The organism is Mesorhizobium sp. ArgA1 (assembly GCF_053714375.1).
Genome location: NZ_JBSKBQ010000002.1, coordinates 61163 through 76645 on the forward strand (window position 1 = coordinate 61163; position 15483 = coordinate 76645).

Annotated in this window: 15 protein-coding genes; 7 read left to right on the forward strand and 8 right to left on the reverse strand. The window is 60.8% G+C overall.

Annotated features, from left to right (window positions below; all coding sequences use genetic code 11):
• The first annotated feature begins 496 nt into the window (after positions 1-496).
• A complete protein-coding gene (locus ACWGTI_RS07670; protein ID WP_454586546.1) occupies positions 497-871 on the forward strand; it encodes a DUF5330 domain-containing protein in 375 nt (124 codons plus the stop codon).
• Positions 872-987: 116 nt separating this feature from the next.
• Positions 988-1416 (forward strand): SufE family protein, encoded by a 429-nt coding sequence (locus ACWGTI_RS07675; RefSeq protein WP_454586547.1) that lies wholly within the window; start codon positions 988-990, stop codon positions 1414-1416.
• A gap of 60 nt (positions 1417-1476) precedes the next feature.
• Here ACWGTI_RS07675 and ACWGTI_RS07680 read toward each other — a convergent pair whose 3' ends face one another.
• Positions 1477-1902, reverse strand: coding sequence for a MucR family transcriptional regulator (locus ACWGTI_RS07680; RefSeq protein ID WP_023673680.1), 426 nt, complete (start codon positions 1900-1902; stop codon positions 1477-1479).
• 415 nt (positions 1903-2317) lie between these two features.
• On the reverse strand, positions 2318-2689 hold the full coding sequence (locus ACWGTI_RS07685) for an SH3 domain-containing protein (protein WP_454586904.1): 372 nt from the start codon (positions 2687-2689) through the stop codon (positions 2318-2320).
• A gap of 113 nt (positions 2690-2802) precedes the next feature.
• Between ACWGTI_RS07685 and ACWGTI_RS07690 the strand changes: the two genes are divergently transcribed.
• The 3 genes from ACWGTI_RS07690 to ACWGTI_RS07700 all read left to right on the forward strand — a co-directional run bounded on the left by ACWGTI_RS07690 (position 2803) and on the right by ACWGTI_RS07700 (position 6086).
• The gene (locus ACWGTI_RS07690; RefSeq protein WP_454586548.1) at positions 2803-4920 is read left to right on the forward strand and encodes a S9 family peptidase; all 2118 of its coding nucleotides are present in this window, start codon (positions 2803-2805) and stop codon (positions 4918-4920) included.
• A gap of 2 nt (positions 4921-4922) precedes the next feature.
• Entirely contained in the window at positions 4923-5549 is a 627-nt protein-coding gene (locus tag ACWGTI_RS07695; protein WP_454586549.1) for a LysE family translocator, read from the forward strand.
• Between the two features lie 147 nt (positions 5550-5696).
• The gene (locus ACWGTI_RS07700) at positions 5697-6086 is read left to right on the forward strand and encodes an SET domain-containing protein (RefSeq protein WP_454586550.1); all 390 of its coding nucleotides are present in this window, start codon (positions 5697-5699) and stop codon (positions 6084-6086) included.
• 6 nt (positions 6087-6092) lie between these two features.
• Here the strand turns inward: ACWGTI_RS07700 and ACWGTI_RS07705 are convergent, their stop codons facing one another.
• From ACWGTI_RS07705 to ACWGTI_RS07720, 4 genes are all read right to left on the reverse strand, one after another.
• Positions 6093-7034, reverse strand: a complete 942-nt coding sequence (locus ACWGTI_RS07705) for a c-type cytochrome (protein WP_454586551.1) — start codon at positions 7032-7034, stop codon at positions 6093-6095.
• A 9-nt stretch (positions 7035-7043) separates the two neighbouring features.
• On the reverse strand, positions 7044-7481 hold the full coding sequence (locus ACWGTI_RS07710) for a c-type cytochrome (protein ID WP_454586552.1): 438 nt from the start codon (positions 7479-7481) through the stop codon (positions 7044-7046).
• A 161-nt stretch (positions 7482-7642) separates the two neighbouring features.
• Entirely contained in the window at positions 7643-8245 is a 603-nt protein-coding gene (locus ACWGTI_RS07715; RefSeq protein WP_112395582.1) for a superoxide dismutase, read from the reverse strand.
• A gap of 186 nt (positions 8246-8431) precedes the next feature.
• A complete protein-coding gene (locus tag ACWGTI_RS07720; protein ID WP_454586553.1) occupies positions 8432-9310 on the reverse strand; it encodes a branched-chain amino acid aminotransferase in 879 nt (292 codons plus the stop codon).
• A gap of 170 nt (positions 9311-9480) precedes the next feature.
• Between ACWGTI_RS07720 and ACWGTI_RS07725 the strand changes: the two genes are divergently transcribed.
• Together ACWGTI_RS07725 and ACWGTI_RS07730 are read left to right on the forward strand one after the other, a co-directional pair.
• Positions 9481-10143: a haloacid dehalogenase type II gene (locus ACWGTI_RS07725; protein ID WP_142866649.1), complete on the forward strand. Its 663-nt coding sequence runs from the start codon at positions 9481-9483 to the stop codon at positions 10141-10143.
• Positions 10144-10321: 178 nt separating this feature from the next.
• Positions 10322-11128: a L,D-transpeptidase gene (locus ACWGTI_RS07730; RefSeq protein WP_454586554.1), complete on the forward strand. Its 807-nt coding sequence runs from the start codon at positions 10322-10324 to the stop codon at positions 11126-11128.
• A 62-nt stretch (positions 11129-11190) separates the two neighbouring features.
• Here ACWGTI_RS07730 and ACWGTI_RS07735 read toward each other — a convergent pair whose 3' ends face one another.
• Both ACWGTI_RS07735 and ACWGTI_RS07740 read right to left on the reverse strand, forming a co-directional pair.
• Positions 11191-13704: a CoA transferase gene (locus ACWGTI_RS07735; protein WP_454586555.1), complete on the reverse strand. Its 2514-nt coding sequence runs from the start codon at positions 13702-13704 to the stop codon at positions 11191-11193.
• 24 nt (positions 13705-13728) lie between these two features.
• On the reverse strand, positions 13729-15426 hold the full coding sequence (locus ACWGTI_RS07740) for a GMC family oxidoreductase (protein ID WP_454586556.1): 1698 nt from the start codon (positions 15424-15426) through the stop codon (positions 13729-13731).
• Between the last annotated feature and the right edge of the window lie 57 nt (positions 15427-15483).

Consider the following 15483-nt stretch of genomic DNA (forward strand, 5'->3'; position numbering starts at 1 on the left):
TCTGGCCTTTATCAAACTCAACTCAACGCACTCGCACCCGGTCGTGACTGCCCCTGCTTTGCAGGTCGTTTTTTGTTTGTTTGAAACTCGCATCCAGCGTTTAAGGAATGAATAAGGCTGACCGGAACAACGACGCCCCTGCGGCAAAAATTGCGGTGCCGACGCCAGAATGCACCGTCATTTGCGGCCATAGTAAACGGAGCGTTATGGGCAAAAGGCGTGCCTGAGGAGCTAAAGTCCTGAGCCGGCATGCCGGCACTTCTGGATATATCCATGCATAACAATCGCTTAGATGGTTAGTGCAGGGTTAAGGGAATCGCCGGCAGTTGAAGCCAATGCATTGCAAAATGCTTCGTTTCGAATTTGCCTAAAATTTGAGGAAAATTTTCGCTGGGCAAGCAAGTCGTCCTTTGCGCCTCATGTGTCATTGTCGCTGAGATAAAAGAGGTCATGTCGCATTGACGCGTGATCCGGTCATGGACGAGAGGGCAATTCGATGGGCTTTCTGATTAGAATGGCGTTCTGGTTTTCGCTGGTGCTCCTGGCGCTGCCGCTGAGCGTCGGCTCCGACGAGGAGGGCCACGAGAGCGTCGGGCCGATCCAGGCACTGTTCGCGGCGCGCGAGGCGGTCGGCGACATCGCCGGCATTTGCGAGCGCAAGCCCGATGTCTGCGAGACCGGCAAGTCGGCGATGCACACGATCACCGCCCGGGCCAAGGAAACCGCCAAGATCGCGGCCGCCATGCTGGACGACAAGGGCACCGAGCCCACGACATTGCCCGATACTTCACTGGCCACCGGCAGCGTTGCCGAGGACATCGTGCTGCCGGCGACCGTCAACATACCTGCCAACCTGGTGGTGAAGAACTAAACACCGTTTCCGCTGTCTCTACAGCGACACCGCAGGCCGGTAGGACCTCTCGGCGCCTGCGGTGTTTTTCTTCTTTTTCCGTGACGCCGCGGCCGAGGATGACTATATCCCAAGCAATGGCCACGACGATCCAGACGATCCGCGACGACTTTTCCCTGCTCGACGAGTGGGAAGACCGCTATCGCTATGTGATCGAGCTCGGCGAAGCGCTGCCGCCATTTCCCGACGCCGAACGCAATGCCGTGAACAAGGTGCCTGGCTGCGTCAGCCAGGTCTGGTTGACCACGGAACAAGCGCAAGGCGCCGATCCCGTCATCACCTTCACCGGCGATTCGGACGCCCATATCGTGCGCGGCCTGGTCGCCATCATGCTGGCGTTGTTTTCGGGGCGGACCGCCCGCAAGATCCTGGAAACCGACGCCGAAGCGACGCTGAGGTCGCTCGGCCTCGACGAGCACCTGTCGCCGCAGCGCGCCAATGGTCTGCGTTCGATGGTCAAACGCATCAAGCGCGACGCCGAAATGGCGCTCAAGCAGACCGCTTAGTTCCGGAAACAAAAACGGCGCCTCGAAGGCGCCGTTGATCTTGTCGAACTGGAGCCGGCGTTACCGGCCCTTGCGCTTGCGGCCGAGGCCCATCTTCTTGGCCAGCTGCGAACGGGCAGCAGCATAGTTGGGAGCAACCATCGGATAGCTCGCGTCGAGATTCCACTTCTCGCGGTATTCATCGGGCGTCAGACCGTAGTGGGTCATCAAATGACGCTTCAGCGACTTGAACTTCTTGCCGTCTTCAAGGCAGACGATGTAGTCGTCATGGACAGAACGCTTCGGGTTTACCGCAGGCTTCTGCTTGTCGGCAGGAGGCTGTTCGCTTGCTCCGCCCACGCGCCCGAGAGCAGCATGGACGTCGGCGATAAGATTCGGCAGTTCGCCGACTGGCACGGGATTGTTGCTGACGTAGGCAGCGACCACATCGGCGGTCAGCTCGATCAGCGCATCGCTATTTCTGGAAGGTGTTTCGACGATATCCATGGTCTTCAGGCCCCAACGAAAGATGTTTCTGTTTGCGCCCTTTTTGAGAGATCGGGCATGGCGCGAATTTCACGCTGGAAGAGCTTCATGGATTCGCGTCCGGGCATCTTAATGAGCCTGCGGACCAAGTAAGTCAATTCGCATCTTGCGCTATATTCAACGATATTCATCGAATAGTCGCTCTTCAGCTTCAATCTTTCGTGCACTCTGTAACTTCGCGATATTTTCTGGTCGGACCAGGACTGGCATGACGCAAGGTCAGGCATCGCTAAATCAGCAAGGACTCATAAAGTGGACTGCGATGCTTAGCCTATGCTTTGTAGGCTCGAATGGCTGAATTATTTGATTCGTACAAAATCAGAAGTTGAAAGGTGTTTTCGAGACCCGTCAAAGGAAGACCTGCTTTAGACCTGATTCAATAGGGAACGAGATATTTTCCGTAGACCCAGCCAGCGACAAAACCGCCATTCTGCGCCGGGTCGTGCCAAACTTGACACCATTGGTAGCGGATTGCCTGTTTCTGTTTCCAATGCGGCTGGCCGGCGATCTCCAGAAGATTTACCCCGCCGGTGCATTTGCCGGTCATCTGCAGGACCGTCCCGTTGGGATAGGCGGCCTGCTTCTGGGATGCGTTGGACGGATATTTGCGAACGTTGAGCGTGTCGCCGAACGGCACCTCAGCCACTTGCCAAGCGGCGAATGCGGTTGCATGAGACTGGCCGGTAACGGCCAGAACGGTCGAAGCGACGGCGAGAGCCGCGGCGGTACTGGTGTAGAAATTCATCATCCTCTCCTTTCGGCTCATTGTCGCGAGCCGCCGCACCAATGCCTGCCTGCCCTTGAACCCGCGCTGATCGGCGTGTTCATTTGCCATTCAAGTAACTTCTTCAGTGAGACGCAATGACCAAGACCCCAGCCTTTCCGACCGCCAGCCCGCCGAGCCCCGAGAAACATCCCGTCTTCGACACGCATCACGGCTTTACCCGCATCGACGACTATGCCTGGCTGAGGGCTGATAACTGGCAGGCGATGTTCAGGGACCCTTCCCTGCTCGACGGTCGCATCCGCACCCATCTCGAAGCCGAAAACGCCTATCAGGCAACACTGATGGCCGACACGCTAGAGCTGCAGAAGCAGCTGTTCGGCGAGATGAAAGGCCGCATCAAGGAAGACGATTCGACGGTGCCGATGAAGGATGGTCCCTATGCCTATGGCTCATCCTTCAAGCTTGGCGGCGAACAGCCGCGCTATTTCCGCATGCCGCGCGATGGCGGCGACGAGCAGATCCTGCTCGACGGCGACGCGGAAGCCGAGGGCAAGCCCTATTTCCGTCTCGGCGGCGTCGACCATTCGGCCGATCACCGCAAGCTTTTGTGGGCGTTCGACGACAAAGGCTCCGAATTCTTCACGCTGCGCGTGCGCGACCTCACCAGCGGCGAGGAATTGCCCGACCAGATAGGCGCCACCAGCGGTGGCGGCACCTGGAATGCCGCCGATGACGGTTTCTTCTACACCAGGCTCGACGACAATCATCGCCCGTCCAAGGTGCTGTTCCATGCGCTCGGCGAGAGAACCGAGAATGACCGGCTGATCTATGAGGAAACCGACCCCGGCTTCTTCATGGATGTCGGCGGCACGCGCTCCAATGAATGGATCATGATAGGCATCAACGATCACGAAACCTCGGAATACCGCCTGATGCGCGCCGACGAGCCGTCCGCCGAGCCAAAGCTTGTGGCGGTGCGCGAGACCGGCCTGCAATATGACCTGGAAGAAGGCGGCGACATCTTCTTCATCCTTACCAATGCCGACGGTGCCAAGGACTTCAAGATCATGACGGCGCCGGCTGATGACCCGGTGCGCGCCAACTGGCAAGAGCTGGTGGCGCACGAGCCGGGTCGGCTGATCCTGTCGGTGGTCGGTTTCAAGGACCATATGGTCAGACTCGAGCGCAAGGAGGGCCTGCCGCGCATCGTCGTGCGCGACCGCCGCAACGGCGAGGAGCATCTGATCTCGTTCGACGAAGAGGCCTTCTCGCTCGGCCTTTCGGGATCCTATGAATACGATACCGAGATCATGCGCTTCACCTATTCGTCGATGACGACGCCGGCGCAGGTCTTCGACTACAATATGCGCAGCCGCGAGCGCGTGCTCCTGAAGACCCAGGAAGTGCCGTCCGGCCATGACCCCGACCACTATGTCACGCGCCGGCTGATGGCGCCTGCCGCCGATGGTGAACTTGTGCCGATCTCGCTCCTGCATCACCGCGACACGCCGCTCGATGGTTCCGCACCTTGCCTGCTTTACGGCTACGGCTCCTACGGCATCGCCATTCCAGCTGCCTTCAACACCAACTGGTTCTCGCTGGTCGACCGGTGCTTTGTCTTTGCCATCGCCCATGTCCGCGGCGGCAAGGACAAGGGCTATGGCTGGTACGACGACGGCAAGCGCCAGCACAAGATGAACACCTTCACCGATTTCATCGCCGTCGCGCAGCACCTCGTCGCCGAGCGTTACACACAACACGACCGCATCGTCGCGCAAGGCGGCTCGGCCGGCGGTATGCTGATGGGCGCGATCGCCAATATGGCGCCGCAAAGTTTCGGCGCCATCGTTGCCGAGGTCCCCTTTGTCGACGTGATGACCACCATGCTTGACGCAAGCTTGCCGCTGACCCCGCCGGAATGGCCGGAATGGGGCAATCCGATCGCATCAGCGGAGGACTATCGGATCATCGCCGCCTACTCGCCCTATGACAATGTCGCCGATCACGACTATCCGCCGATCCTTGCGCTGGCCGGCCTGACCGATCCGCGCGTCACCTATTGGGAACCGGCCAAATGGGTGGCGCGGCTGCGCGAACGCAAAAGCGGCGACAATCCGGTGCTGTTCAAGATCAACATGGATTCCGGCCATGCCGGCGCTTCCGGCCGGTTTTCCCGACTGGAGGAGATCGCCTACACCTATTCCTTTGCGCTGAAGGTGACAGGCAAGGCTGAGACTTCAACGGAGGCGTAGAAATGATCGATCTCCCCACTTTGACGACTTACATCGCGGTTGTGCTTGGCTTTGTGTTTATTCCGGGCCCAGCCACGCTTCTAACGGTGGCGCGAGCGACAAGTTCCGGAACGAGAGTTGGCATCGCGACGGGAGCCGGCGTCGCGGCTGGCGATGTGTTCCATACCGTCATGGCGATGGTCGGCATTTCAGCGATCATCGCCACCTCGGCAGCACTGTTCAGCATCGTGAAATACATCGGCGCGGCGTATCTTATTTACCTCGGCGTTCGCGCGATCATCGAGAGAACACCGGCCGATCCTGCTGCCGGCGCGGTCGCGATCTCCGCGGGCAAGGCGTTTCGACAGGCCGTCCTGACTGAAGTACTCAATCCAAAGACCGCGCTTTTCTTCCTCGCCTTCCTGCCGCAGTTCGTGCGACCTGAAAACGGATCGGTGATGCTCCAGCTGATGATGCTGGGTGTAATCTTTGTTCTGCTCGGCCTTTTCAGCACAGTTGTTTTTGCCGTAAGCGCGGGCCGGCTCGGCACTTTCCTGCGCCGCAATCCATCCGTGGTGAAATGGCAAGGCAAGGTGGTTGGCGGCATCTACTGCGCCTTGGGCATTCGCCCGGCTTTGCAGCAGCGCTGATGTCGGTGGCGAAAGGCGCGCCCGTCGAAGCGTGCTGATCATCACTTTTTGAATTTCTCGCTGCTCATTTTTACTCGCATTTGCGATGGCTGCGCGCTACCCAATGCGCGGCACCTTCCAGGTCATGACATACGCAAAGGGTCCGCTATGCTGCTCGTCGACACCTATCTCGAGAAATCGCCGATCCAGGGCATCGGTGTTTTCGCCAAGACCCACATTGCCAAGGGCACGCTGGTCTGGAGGCTCGACCCACGCTTTGACCGGATCATCGACGTCGAGACTTATGAGGGCGAGAGCGGGCCGGTGAAGAGCTATCTCGATCGCTATTCCTATCCCGACCGGCGCGATCCGAGCTACATCGTCTTCGAAGCCGACGACGCGCGCTACATGAACCATGACGACGAACCGAATTGCGATGTTTCCTCGCCCGAGGAGACCTATGCCTTGCGCGACATCGCACCCGGCGAGGAATTGACTTGCAATTACAACCACTTCTTCGACAGCGGCTTCGATTTCCTTGGCGACCGTCACCCGTAACAGGGATCACTTGGCCGGCTTGCGCGCCGGGTAGCCATTGGGATGCGGCGGTACCGCCTTAAGGTAGGCGGCGATAGCGGCGCGATCTTCCGGCGGAAGTTCGGCCATGTTGCGCTGCACGTCGACCATGGCGCCGCCGACGGAATCGAAATCGGGCGTGAAGCCGGTTTCGAGGTAATTGGCAATGTCGGCTTCCGACCAATCGCCGATGCCGCCCTCGCCCGATGTGATGTTCGGCACGATGCCGCTGCCTTCGGCGGCAGCCGCACCCGCCAGCCATTGGCCTTTCTTCGTGCCGCCGGTGAAGTCGCGCGGCGTGTGGCATTCGCCGCAGTGGCCGGGTCCTTCAACCAGATAGCGGCCGGCCAGCACCTGGTCGGGCGTGCCGTCGGCAAAGGCAACCACCGGTTCCTTGCCGAGATAGAGCCGCTTCCACAGGCCAAGACCACGACGGATGTTGAAGGGGAAACTGAGCGAGTTGTCCGGCGCCTTGCCGGCAACCGCCGGCAGCGTCTTCAGGAACGCATGGAGATCGGCAATGTCAGCCGGCTTCATGCGGGCATAGGACGCGTAGGGAAAGGCCGGATAAAAATGCACGCCCGAAGGCGACACGCCCTTCAGCATGGCATTGGCGAGGTCCTCGACCGTCCAGGCGCCGATGCCGTCCTTGGGATCTTGCGAGATGTTGGGCGGCACGAAGGTGCCGAACGGGGTCTTGAGTTCGAGGCCGCCGACCAGTTGCAGGCGGGCTTCGCCCTTGGACCCCGGCTTGGCGTGACAGGAGGTGCAGCCGCCAGCATTGAAGATGCGCTTGCCCCTGACGGCATCGCCGGGGCCGAGTTGCGCCAAGGTTTCGGGGTCGAGTTTCACTGGCGCCGACAACAACCAGCCGGCGCCGGCGACGCCCAGAACAAGGGCGGCGCCGAGGAGTTTTTTCAACAGGGCCATCGCCCGGGATCAGCCCTTCTTTACCCGGTAGGTCTGGTGGCAGGTGCCACAATCGCTGCCGAGGGTGCCGATCTGCGCCTTGAGCGCATCGACATCGGCAGGTGCCGCGGCGACCGCAGCCTTCACGTCGGCGACATATTTCTCGTTCGTCGTCTTGAAGCCGGCCATGTCTTCCCAGATTTTCGGCGAAGCGGTGGTGTCACCGGTTTCGCTGCCGGCCGGGAACAGAGTTTCGGCATCGAATTTCTCGGCGTTCGCCTGCAACGCCTGCAAGGCCGTCAGCACGGCGGCGGCATCGAAGTCCTGTTCGCCCTTGGCGATTTTCGACAGGCCGCCGACGATCTTTCCACGCTCCTTCATCAGTCCTTGCCGGTCGAGGATCGGGTCGGCAAAAGCGGCCGATACGGCGAGGTTGAGCATAGAGATGGCGATGACAAGCTTTCTCATTCAATTGGCTCCAGGGGTAATGAGGGTTCGCGACCTGACGTTAACGGATGGCGAGACGGGATTATTCCCTCTCGCCGCCACGTATTCTGCCGATTTGCTGTGTGCTTCCCGTTTCGAGCTGAAAAAGAAAAGCCCCGGGTACCGGGGCTTCTCAGGATCAATCAGGCTTTCGCTTTTTCGTAGAGTTCGAGGACATGATCCCAGTTGATCAGGCTGTCGACGAAAGCCTCGAGATATTTCGGCCGGGCGTTGCGGTAGTCGATGTAGTAGGAATGTTCCCAGACATCGACGCCGAGGATCGGCGAGGCGCCATGGACCAGCGGGTTCTCGCCATTCGGCGTCTTGGAGATTGCCAGCTTGCCGTCCTTGACCGAGACCCAGGCCCAGCCCGAACCGAACTGGGTGGTGCCGGCGGCGATGAAATCGGCCTTGAACTTGTCATAGCCGCCGAGGTCGGCGTCGACCGCCTTCTGCAGGGCGCCGGGAAGCTTGTTGCCGCCGCCGCCCTTTTTCATCCACTTCCAGAAATGAATGTGATTGTAGTGCTGGGCGGCGTTGTTGAAGAGGCCGGCATTCTTGCCGAACGATTGCTTGACCACCTCTTCGACCGACAGGTCGCCAAGGCCGGCTTCCGCGGCCAGCTTGTTGCCGTTGTCGACATAGGCCTTGTGGTGCTTGTCGTGATGATACTCCAGCGTCTCCTTCGACATGTAGGGCTGCAACGCCTCGTAATCATAGGGCAAAGCGGGCAATTCAAAAGCCATCGGTCATACTCCTCATGGAAAAACCCGGTGTGAATACCGGATTAAGATAGGGCTGGATTGATCTGGAACAACTCCGGAATGAAGTGCCGGCTCCTTTTCTAAGCGGGTTCCGGAAAAGTGTCACACGGTTTTGCCGACAGGATGCTGCGTCAAAAAAGAACGCCTAGCAAACGAAGTGCCGGCGGCTCAGCCGGCAGGCTTCGAATGCGCCCATTCCCAATAGAGCTCGCGCGCCTTCTTGGCCACCGGCCCGGGCTGGAGATCGCGGTCCTCGATGCGGGTGATCGGCACAACCTTGGAATGGTTTCCGGTCGAAAAGATCTCGTCGGCTTCGAGGAAGTCGCGTACCGACAGCATCTTTTCGGTGGTCTTGAAACCGTAATCGCCAAGCAGCGTCATGGTGCGCGCGCGGGTGATGCCGGACAGGAAGGTGCCGTTCGGCGCCGGCGTCAGCACATGGCTGTCCTTGACCAGGAAAATGTTGGAGGTTCCGGTCTCGGCGACATTGCCCAGCATGTCCAGCACCAGCGCATTGTCGAAGCCGCGCATCTTGGCCTCGAGAATGGCGCGGCCATTGTTGGGGTAGAGGCAGCCGGCCTTGGCATTGGTCGGCATGGTCTCGATCGTCGGCCGCCGGAACGGCGACACGGTGATCGAAAAGCCGGTCGGTGAGATCATCGGCGATTCATAGAGGCAGAGGCAGAAGCGGGTCGAGGCCGGATCGGCCGGCACGCCCATATAGCCGCCATGCTCGGCCCAGTACATCGGCCGGATATAGACCGCGGTCTTGCCGTCAAACTTCTTCAGTCCGTCCCAGGTCAGTCCGACGATCTCGTCAGCGCTCATCGACGGTTTCAGGCCGAGCGCGATCGCGGACGCATTCACCCTGGCGGCATGCAGCTCGAGGTCGGGGGCGACGCCTTCGAACCAGCGGGCGCCATCGAAGACGCTGGTGGCAAGCCACATGGCATGGCTGCGCGGCCCCAGTATGGCGACGTTGCCTTCGTACCAGTCGCCGTCGACGAAGGTCCATGTCGTCGAGAGCGCCGCAGTCGCCAGTGTCATTGTTCGGTTCCGCTTCAAAGGCTGCCTGTTGTTGAGCATTGGAAGATGCTTTGAGCGGCGCCGTCAACCGGCATGGAGCGAATTTTGTTGAGGCCAGCGAGCCCCAAGAAAACGCCCAGGTCTGCAATCGATGCTTGCACCTTGCCCCGCCTGCCCTCAAAACTGTTGCCATGCATTACGCGGCTTACGTTTTCGACGCCTACGGCACGTTGTTCGACGTGCATGCCGCCGTGCGCCGTCACGACGGCGAGATCGGGCCGGACGGTCAGCTTCTGTCGGAAATCTGGCGCGCCAAGCAGCTGGAATATTCCTGGGTGCGCACGCTGATGGGCGGTTATGCCGATTTCTGGCAGCTCACCGAACAGGCCCTCGATTTCGCCCTGCGCAAGGTTCCCTCAGCAGACAAGGGACTGAAGGCAAAGCTGCTCGAAGCCTATTGGCGGCTCGACTGCTATCCGGAAGTGCCGGCCGTGCTCAAGGCGCTCAAAGCGTCCGGCGCCAAGCTGGCGATCCTGTCCAACGGCTCGCCCGAGATGCTGGAAGCTGCTGTCAAGTCGGCGGCCCTCGATCAGGTACTGGACGACATCTTTTCCGTCGATGCCGTCAAGCGCTTCAAGACCGACCCGTCGACCTACGACATGGTGGCGACAGGCTGGCGCCTCTATCCAGGCGCGGTCTCCTTTCAGTCGTCCAACCGCTGGGATATTGCCGGGGCGACCAAATTCGGTTTTCGCACCGTGTGGATCAACCGCGCCAACCAGCCTGAGGAATACAGGGACTTTCCGCCGGCGCTTATCCTGCCGTCGCTGGAAGGGTTGTTGACAGGCGGCTAAGGGCTCTGTTGCCTTGGAGCAACAGTGGCAGGACGGTCACAGCTTCGCCTTTGTTTGTCCACCCTCAGGCCAGAATCGGAACCGCCTATCGCGCCAGGCATTGGGGGGTAGGGCCGACAGTGCGCCGCCTGAAGGCATTCACGCTTTCTTGCGATCTGAGACTTTAAAAAAGGCAACCATGTTGAAGACCGAAATCGACCCCTATCGCCTGAGCCGTCGCGGCTTCCTGAACGCCGCAGCCCTTGGCGCCGCCTCGATTGCGGTCTCCGCCTGCACCACCACCGGCTCGCCGCCGCCGGCCGAACCGCCGCCGCCGACCTATGAAGAGCCACCGCTCGGCGACTACGCGACGATGTACGGCCCAATGTCGGACAGCGGCTTCGAGCTGCCGGCCATCCCGATCAAGAAGATGGACCCGCAGTTCCTGCGCCAGATCGTTCCCGACCCGACCGGCCAGCGGCCGGGCACCATCATCGTCGATACGACCAACCATTTCCTCTATCTGGTGCGCGAGGGTGGCCAGGCGATCCGTTACGGTGTCGGCCTCGGCCGCGCCGGCTTCGAATGGTCTGGAGACGCCGTCGTCCAGTGGAAGCAGAAGTGGCCGAAATGGACGCCGCCGGATGAGATGGTCGCCCGCCAGCCTGAACTGGAACAGTACAGCGCCAAGAATGGCGGCATGCCTGGCGGGCTGAAGAACCCGCTCGGCGCGCGTGCGCTCTATCTCTTCCATGACAATGTCGACACGCTCTATCGCCTGCACGGTTCGCCGGAGTGGAACTCGATCGGCAAATCCGTCTCGTCGGGCTGCGTGCGTCTGATGAACCAGGACATCATCGATCTCTACGACCGCGTACCGTCGAAGAGCCCGGTGGTCGTAACGTCCGACATCGGCCAGCCGATGGTGGCGAGCGCAAACCGCCAAGCCATCCCGATCGACGGCGGCGTGCCCGACGGTTCGGTCCTGCTTGGCCCGGTAAACTGACCGGCGAAACGGGATTTTTTCTGAGTGAGCGTCGCGAACCGAAGCTGGGCGTGTGCCTATTGTCAGTTCGGCAAATAGGCACCGCTCCAGGAAATACTGGCGGCACCCGACTTCAGCATTCTGTCGATTTCAGCGTCGGTGTAGCCAACCGAAGCGAGTACGGCGCGCGTCGATGCGCCGTACTTCTCGGCTGATGCGGGAGCGTAGACCTTTCCCCGAGCCGGCCGGACGGCGAAAGGATCAAGCTGCGTCACCATATGACCGCTTGGGTGGCCCGGAAAAACCGAGAAAGAATAGCTGCCATATTCAATGCCGGGCTTCCCATCCGCCGTCCTTGCGCTGCGGCTTCGGATCGTCTCGATGTTCTCGCACAGCGATGCACCAATGTCGGCGTGGACCAGGCGCTGCTGCCAGGTTTCGGCTGGTTCGGTTAAAAACGCGCTGGCCAGATGGCCCTCCCGTTCGGGCTTCGGTATCGAAGCCAGTCCTCGCAGGCCTTCGACGGTGTCGAGGCGTGGCAGGTCGGCGTCGTCGGCGCAGAGCAGGATTGAGCCGCCGGACGCCGTTTCATAGAGCCTGGACAACACATCGAAGCCTTTTGTCTCGCGGCCAGCGGGTTCGTCGAACGGTTGGCGACCATCATAGTCGTAGCAGAACGGGATCTGCGCCAGACCCGTCAGCGCCGACAGCGACGTGCGTGGCCGGCCGACAATACCGGTCGTCGATTTCTGGTAAAGCGCTGCGGCCACGCCGAGAGCGGCGCCAAACCCGCACATGACATCGATGGTGCCGACATGGGCATGCTCTTCCGGCGTCTGCATCGATCCACCAAACCGAAGCATGATGCCGGTCGCCGCCTGAACCAGATCGTCGTAGCCGAGATAGTTGGTTCGAGGTCCGGCACGGACGCCGCTGAAGCAATCGAGCTGGCAGAAGATTGCCTGAGGATTGAGTGCTTTTAGCCCTTCGGGATCGAGGCCCATGATTTCGACCTGACGGTCGGTGGCATTCCAGATAACGACATCTACGGACTTGACCAGCCTTTCGAAGGCCCCACGCCCGTCCGCGCTGGCGATATCAAGCAGCGCCGATTTCTTGCCGCGCATGTGGGACATGCCAAAGATCACGGTGTTCCAGCAATCATAAAATGGCTTTGCCGGATCGATCTTGATCACCTCCGCGCCGAAGCGAGCGAGGTAAGCGGCTGAGTGCGGACCGGCAATGACGTTGCAGAGATCGAGGACTCTGATGCCGTCGAGCCAGCCAGCCGAGGCATCTGCGATAGGGTCGGGCAAGGGTGGGCGGGGTGTTTGTGCCAGCCTTGCCAGCGCCTCGGCCACGGTGACCCAGTTCCGCGGCGCCGGGCTCAGCATGGCTTCGCCGCTTTCCTGCAGCCACACCATCGGCCCCGGCTGGACCATGTGGCCCAGAATCGGATCCTCAACCTCGATCATCAGGCCAGCCGCCTTGGCATGATCGTCGGCGATCCATTCCTGCAGCCAGCGCTGCGGCGCACCGGGAAACAATCCCTCGCCGAAGATGCGCTCCCATTCCGCCGCCGGGCGCGTCAGGAAAACCTCCTTCATCCGCGCCGCAATCTTGTCGGCCCAGAATTTCGGCAAGGGATAGACGCCTAGCGACACGTCCGACGACCATTCTGAGACTGGAAGATAGGTGTCGTCTTCCTCGCGCAGCCCCTCGCCCACAAGCTCATCGTAAAGGCCGAGCGTCTGCAGGCAGCGTTTGGCGTGATTTTTGTGGCTCGGGCACACGACGTAGAACATGCGACCGTCGCTGCACATGTAGCTGCGATAGAAAGGGTCGAGAAACTCCTGCAGATCGTCGTAGGACATGTCCATCCGCAGGCCTTGCCCACGGCGCCTCTCAATCTCTTGTTCGCGCTGCGTCTGGTAGCGAAGCGGATAGTTTTCGATCCTGATGGAGTTGTAGGACAGGCCCTCCATCACCGCGCAGGCGAGCGGCACCTCGATATGGTCGCCATGCCCGGTCCGTTGCCGGCTTTGCAGAGCCAGAACCGTGGCAGAGGACGCAAGCATGGTGCCATAGGCGGAGGCGAGCGGAAGTGGCGAGAAGGATGGATTGATCCCCATCAGCACCCGGTTCAGGCCCATGTCGGTGAAGACGCCGGACGAAGCGGCGATAACGGTCTCGAAGGCGCGCCAGTCGCGGCGCAGTTGATCGTTCGAGGCAAAGCCGGGGATCGACACCGTGATCAGTTCAGGGCGGGCCTTTCGCAGTGCCGTGAAGTCGATGCCGAGCCGGGCCAGCACGCCGGGCCGAAAATTCTCGATGACGATGTCTGCCTCGGCAACAAGTGTACTGGCCTGTTCCAGGCCGGCTGTGGTTTTCAGATCGATGGTGACGATCAGTTTGTTGCGGTTGAGGATCGCATTGGCGGGATTGTCCCAAAGCGAACCGGACGGCGGATCGACATGCACCACAGTTGCACCGAGGTCGCCAAGGATCATCGCCACCGCGGGGCCGGCGATATACTGGCCAAAATCGACGACCCTGATACCCGATAGCGGCAGAGCCGAACGAGAGATCGATGTCATATTGTGATCCTCCGGCGCTTTTCTTCAGTGGGCGCGCTGTCGCGCGTCGTCGATGATCCAGCGTGCTGCCTTTTCGGCGATCATCATTGTCGGGGCGCTGGTGTTGCCGCTGGTGATCGTCGGCATCACGCTGGCATCGACGACGCGCAGACCTTCGATGCCGCGCACAAGCAGCCGGCTGTCGAGGACAGCCATTGCGTCGTCCTTGCCGCCCATCCTGGCGGTGCCGACCGGATGGAAAATGGTGTTTGCGATGTCGCCGGCGAGTTTGGCCAGATCTTCGTCGCTCTGAAACTCGATGCCGGGTTTCCATTCGACGGGATTGTATCTCGCAAGGGCCGGCTGGGCGACGACCGACCTGATCTGCCGGATGCTATCGGCGGCGATCTTGCGGTCTTCCTCGGTACTCAAATAATTGGGTGCGATGGCAGGTGCTTCGCCACGCCGTCCGGAGCGGACCCGCACATTGCCGCGACTGGTCGGATTGAGGTTGCAGACACTGGCGGTAAAGGCCGGGACGGAATGCAGCGGTTCGCCGAAAGCATCGAGGCTGAGCGGCTGAACGTGATATTCGAGATTGGGGTGCGTCTGGCCGGGATCGGAGCGCGTGAACGCGCCGAGCTGCGACGGCGACATGCTCATCGGGCCGCTGCGCTTGACGGCATATTCCAGCCCGATCATCGCCTTGCCAAAGAGGCTGTTGGCGAGCGTGTTGAGCGTCCTGGCATTGGTGACCTTGAAGACGGTGCGGATTTGCAGATGGTCCTGCAGGTTTTCTCCGACGCCGGGAAGATCGAGTTCGACGTCGATGCCGGCACCCTTCAGATGGGCCGCCGGGCCGATGCCGGAGAGTTGCAATATCTGCGGCGAGCCGATGGCGCCGGCGCACAGGATGACCTCGCCACTGGCCTCGACCGATAGCGGTTGGTTGCGTCTGTGGAGAGACAGCCCCGTGCATCGTTTGCGCCCATCCGGCGCGGTTTCGATGCGCAGCCTGTTTACTTCGGCTTCGGTCCAGACCGCCAGATTGCGGCGATGGCGGACCGGGCGCAGAAAGGCTTTCGAGGTGTTCCAGCGCCAGCCGGATTTCTGGTTGACCTCGAAGTAGCCGATACCTTCGTCATTGCTGCTGCTGAAGTCGGGAGAGCGAGGGATCCCCGCCTGCACCGCGGCATCGGTGAATGATTCCAGAATATCCCATTTCAGGCGCTGCCTTTCGATGCGCCACTCGCCGCCATGGCCATGCATGTCCGAGAAACGGCTGTTGTCGCCGGTCACCGGGTCGGCGCCGCCGTCGAGGCGATGGTGATCCTCATGCGCCTTGAAGTCCGGCAGCGCGTTTTCCCATGACCACTCATTGTCGGCCGTCATGGCCGCCCAATGATCGTAGTCGCGCGACTGGCCGCGCATGTAGATCATGCCGTTGATCGACGAGCAGCCACCGAGCGTCTTGCCTCGGGGATAGCGCAGTGAGCGGCCGTTGAGGCCCGCCTCGGTCTCGGTTTTGTAAAGCCAGTCGGTACGCGGGTTGCCTATGCAGTAGAGGTAGCCCACCGGTATGTGGATCCAGGGGTAATTGTCCTTGCGGCCAGCCTCGATCAACAGGACCCGCTTGGCGGGATCATTGCTGAGGCGGTTGGCTAGCAGGCAGCCTGCGGAGCCGGCGCCGACGACAACATAGTCGAAAACCGCGGCAACCGGACGGTTCGTCTGCGGGTTCATGGCTTGCGTTTCCCACGAAGAGCAATGAGCGGAGAGAAGTGACGGGTGGCGCGACCA

Bases quoted from the DNA above. Each gene is read 5' to 3' on its own strand.
- ACWGTI_RS07690 (WP_454586548.1), top strand. From the start codon at position 2,803: ATGACCAAGACCCCAGCCTTTCCGACCGCCAGCCCGCCGAGCCCCGAG.
- ACWGTI_RS07725 (WP_142866649.1), top strand. From the start codon at position 9,481: ATGCATTACGCGGCTTACGTTTTCGACGCCTACGGCACGTTGTTCGAC.
- ACWGTI_RS07710 (WP_454586552.1), bottom strand. From the start codon at position 7,481: ATGAGAAAGCTTGTCATCGCCATCTCTATGCTCAACCTCGCCGTATCG.
- ACWGTI_RS07695 (WP_454586549.1), top strand. From the start codon at position 4,923: ATGATCGATCTCCCCACTTTGACGACTTACATCGCGGTTGTGCTTGGC.
- ACWGTI_RS07720 (WP_454586553.1), bottom strand. From the start codon at position 9,310: ATGACACTGGCGACTGCGGCGCTCTCGACGACATGGACCTTCGTCGAC.
- ACWGTI_RS07675 (WP_454586547.1), top strand. From the start codon at position 988: ATGGCCACGACGATCCAGACGATCCGCGACGACTTTTCCCTGCTCGAC.
- ACWGTI_RS07680 (WP_023673680.1), bottom strand. From the start codon at position 1,902: ATGGATATCGTCGAAACACCTTCCAGAAATAGCGATGCGCTGATCGAG.
- ACWGTI_RS07700 (WP_454586550.1), top strand. From the start codon at position 5,697: ATGCTGCTCGTCGACACCTATCTCGAGAAATCGCCGATCCAGGGCATC.
- ACWGTI_RS07735 (WP_454586555.1), bottom strand. From the start codon at position 13,704: ATGACATCGATCTCTCGTTCGGCTCTGCCGCTATCGGGTATCAGGGTC.
- ACWGTI_RS07740 (WP_454586556.1), bottom strand. From the start codon at position 15,426: ATGAACCCGCAGACGAACCGTCCGGTTGCCGCGGTTTTCGACTATGTT.
- ACWGTI_RS07685 (WP_454586904.1), bottom strand. From the start codon at position 2,689: ATGATGAATTTCTACACCAGTACCGCCGCGGCTCTCGCCGTCGCTTCG.
- ACWGTI_RS07670 (WP_454586546.1), top strand. From the start codon at position 497: ATGGGCTTTCTGATTAGAATGGCGTTCTGGTTTTCGCTGGTGCTCCTG.
- ACWGTI_RS07715 (WP_112395582.1), bottom strand. From the start codon at position 8,245: ATGGCTTTTGAATTGCCCGCTTTGCCCTATGATTACGAGGCGTTGCAG.
- ACWGTI_RS07730 (WP_454586554.1), top strand. From the start codon at position 10,322: ATGTTGAAGACCGAAATCGACCCCTATCGCCTGAGCCGTCGCGGCTTC.
- ACWGTI_RS07705 (WP_454586551.1), bottom strand. From the start codon at position 7,034: ATGGCCCTGTTGAAAAAACTCCTCGGCGCCGCCCTTGTTCTGGGCGTC.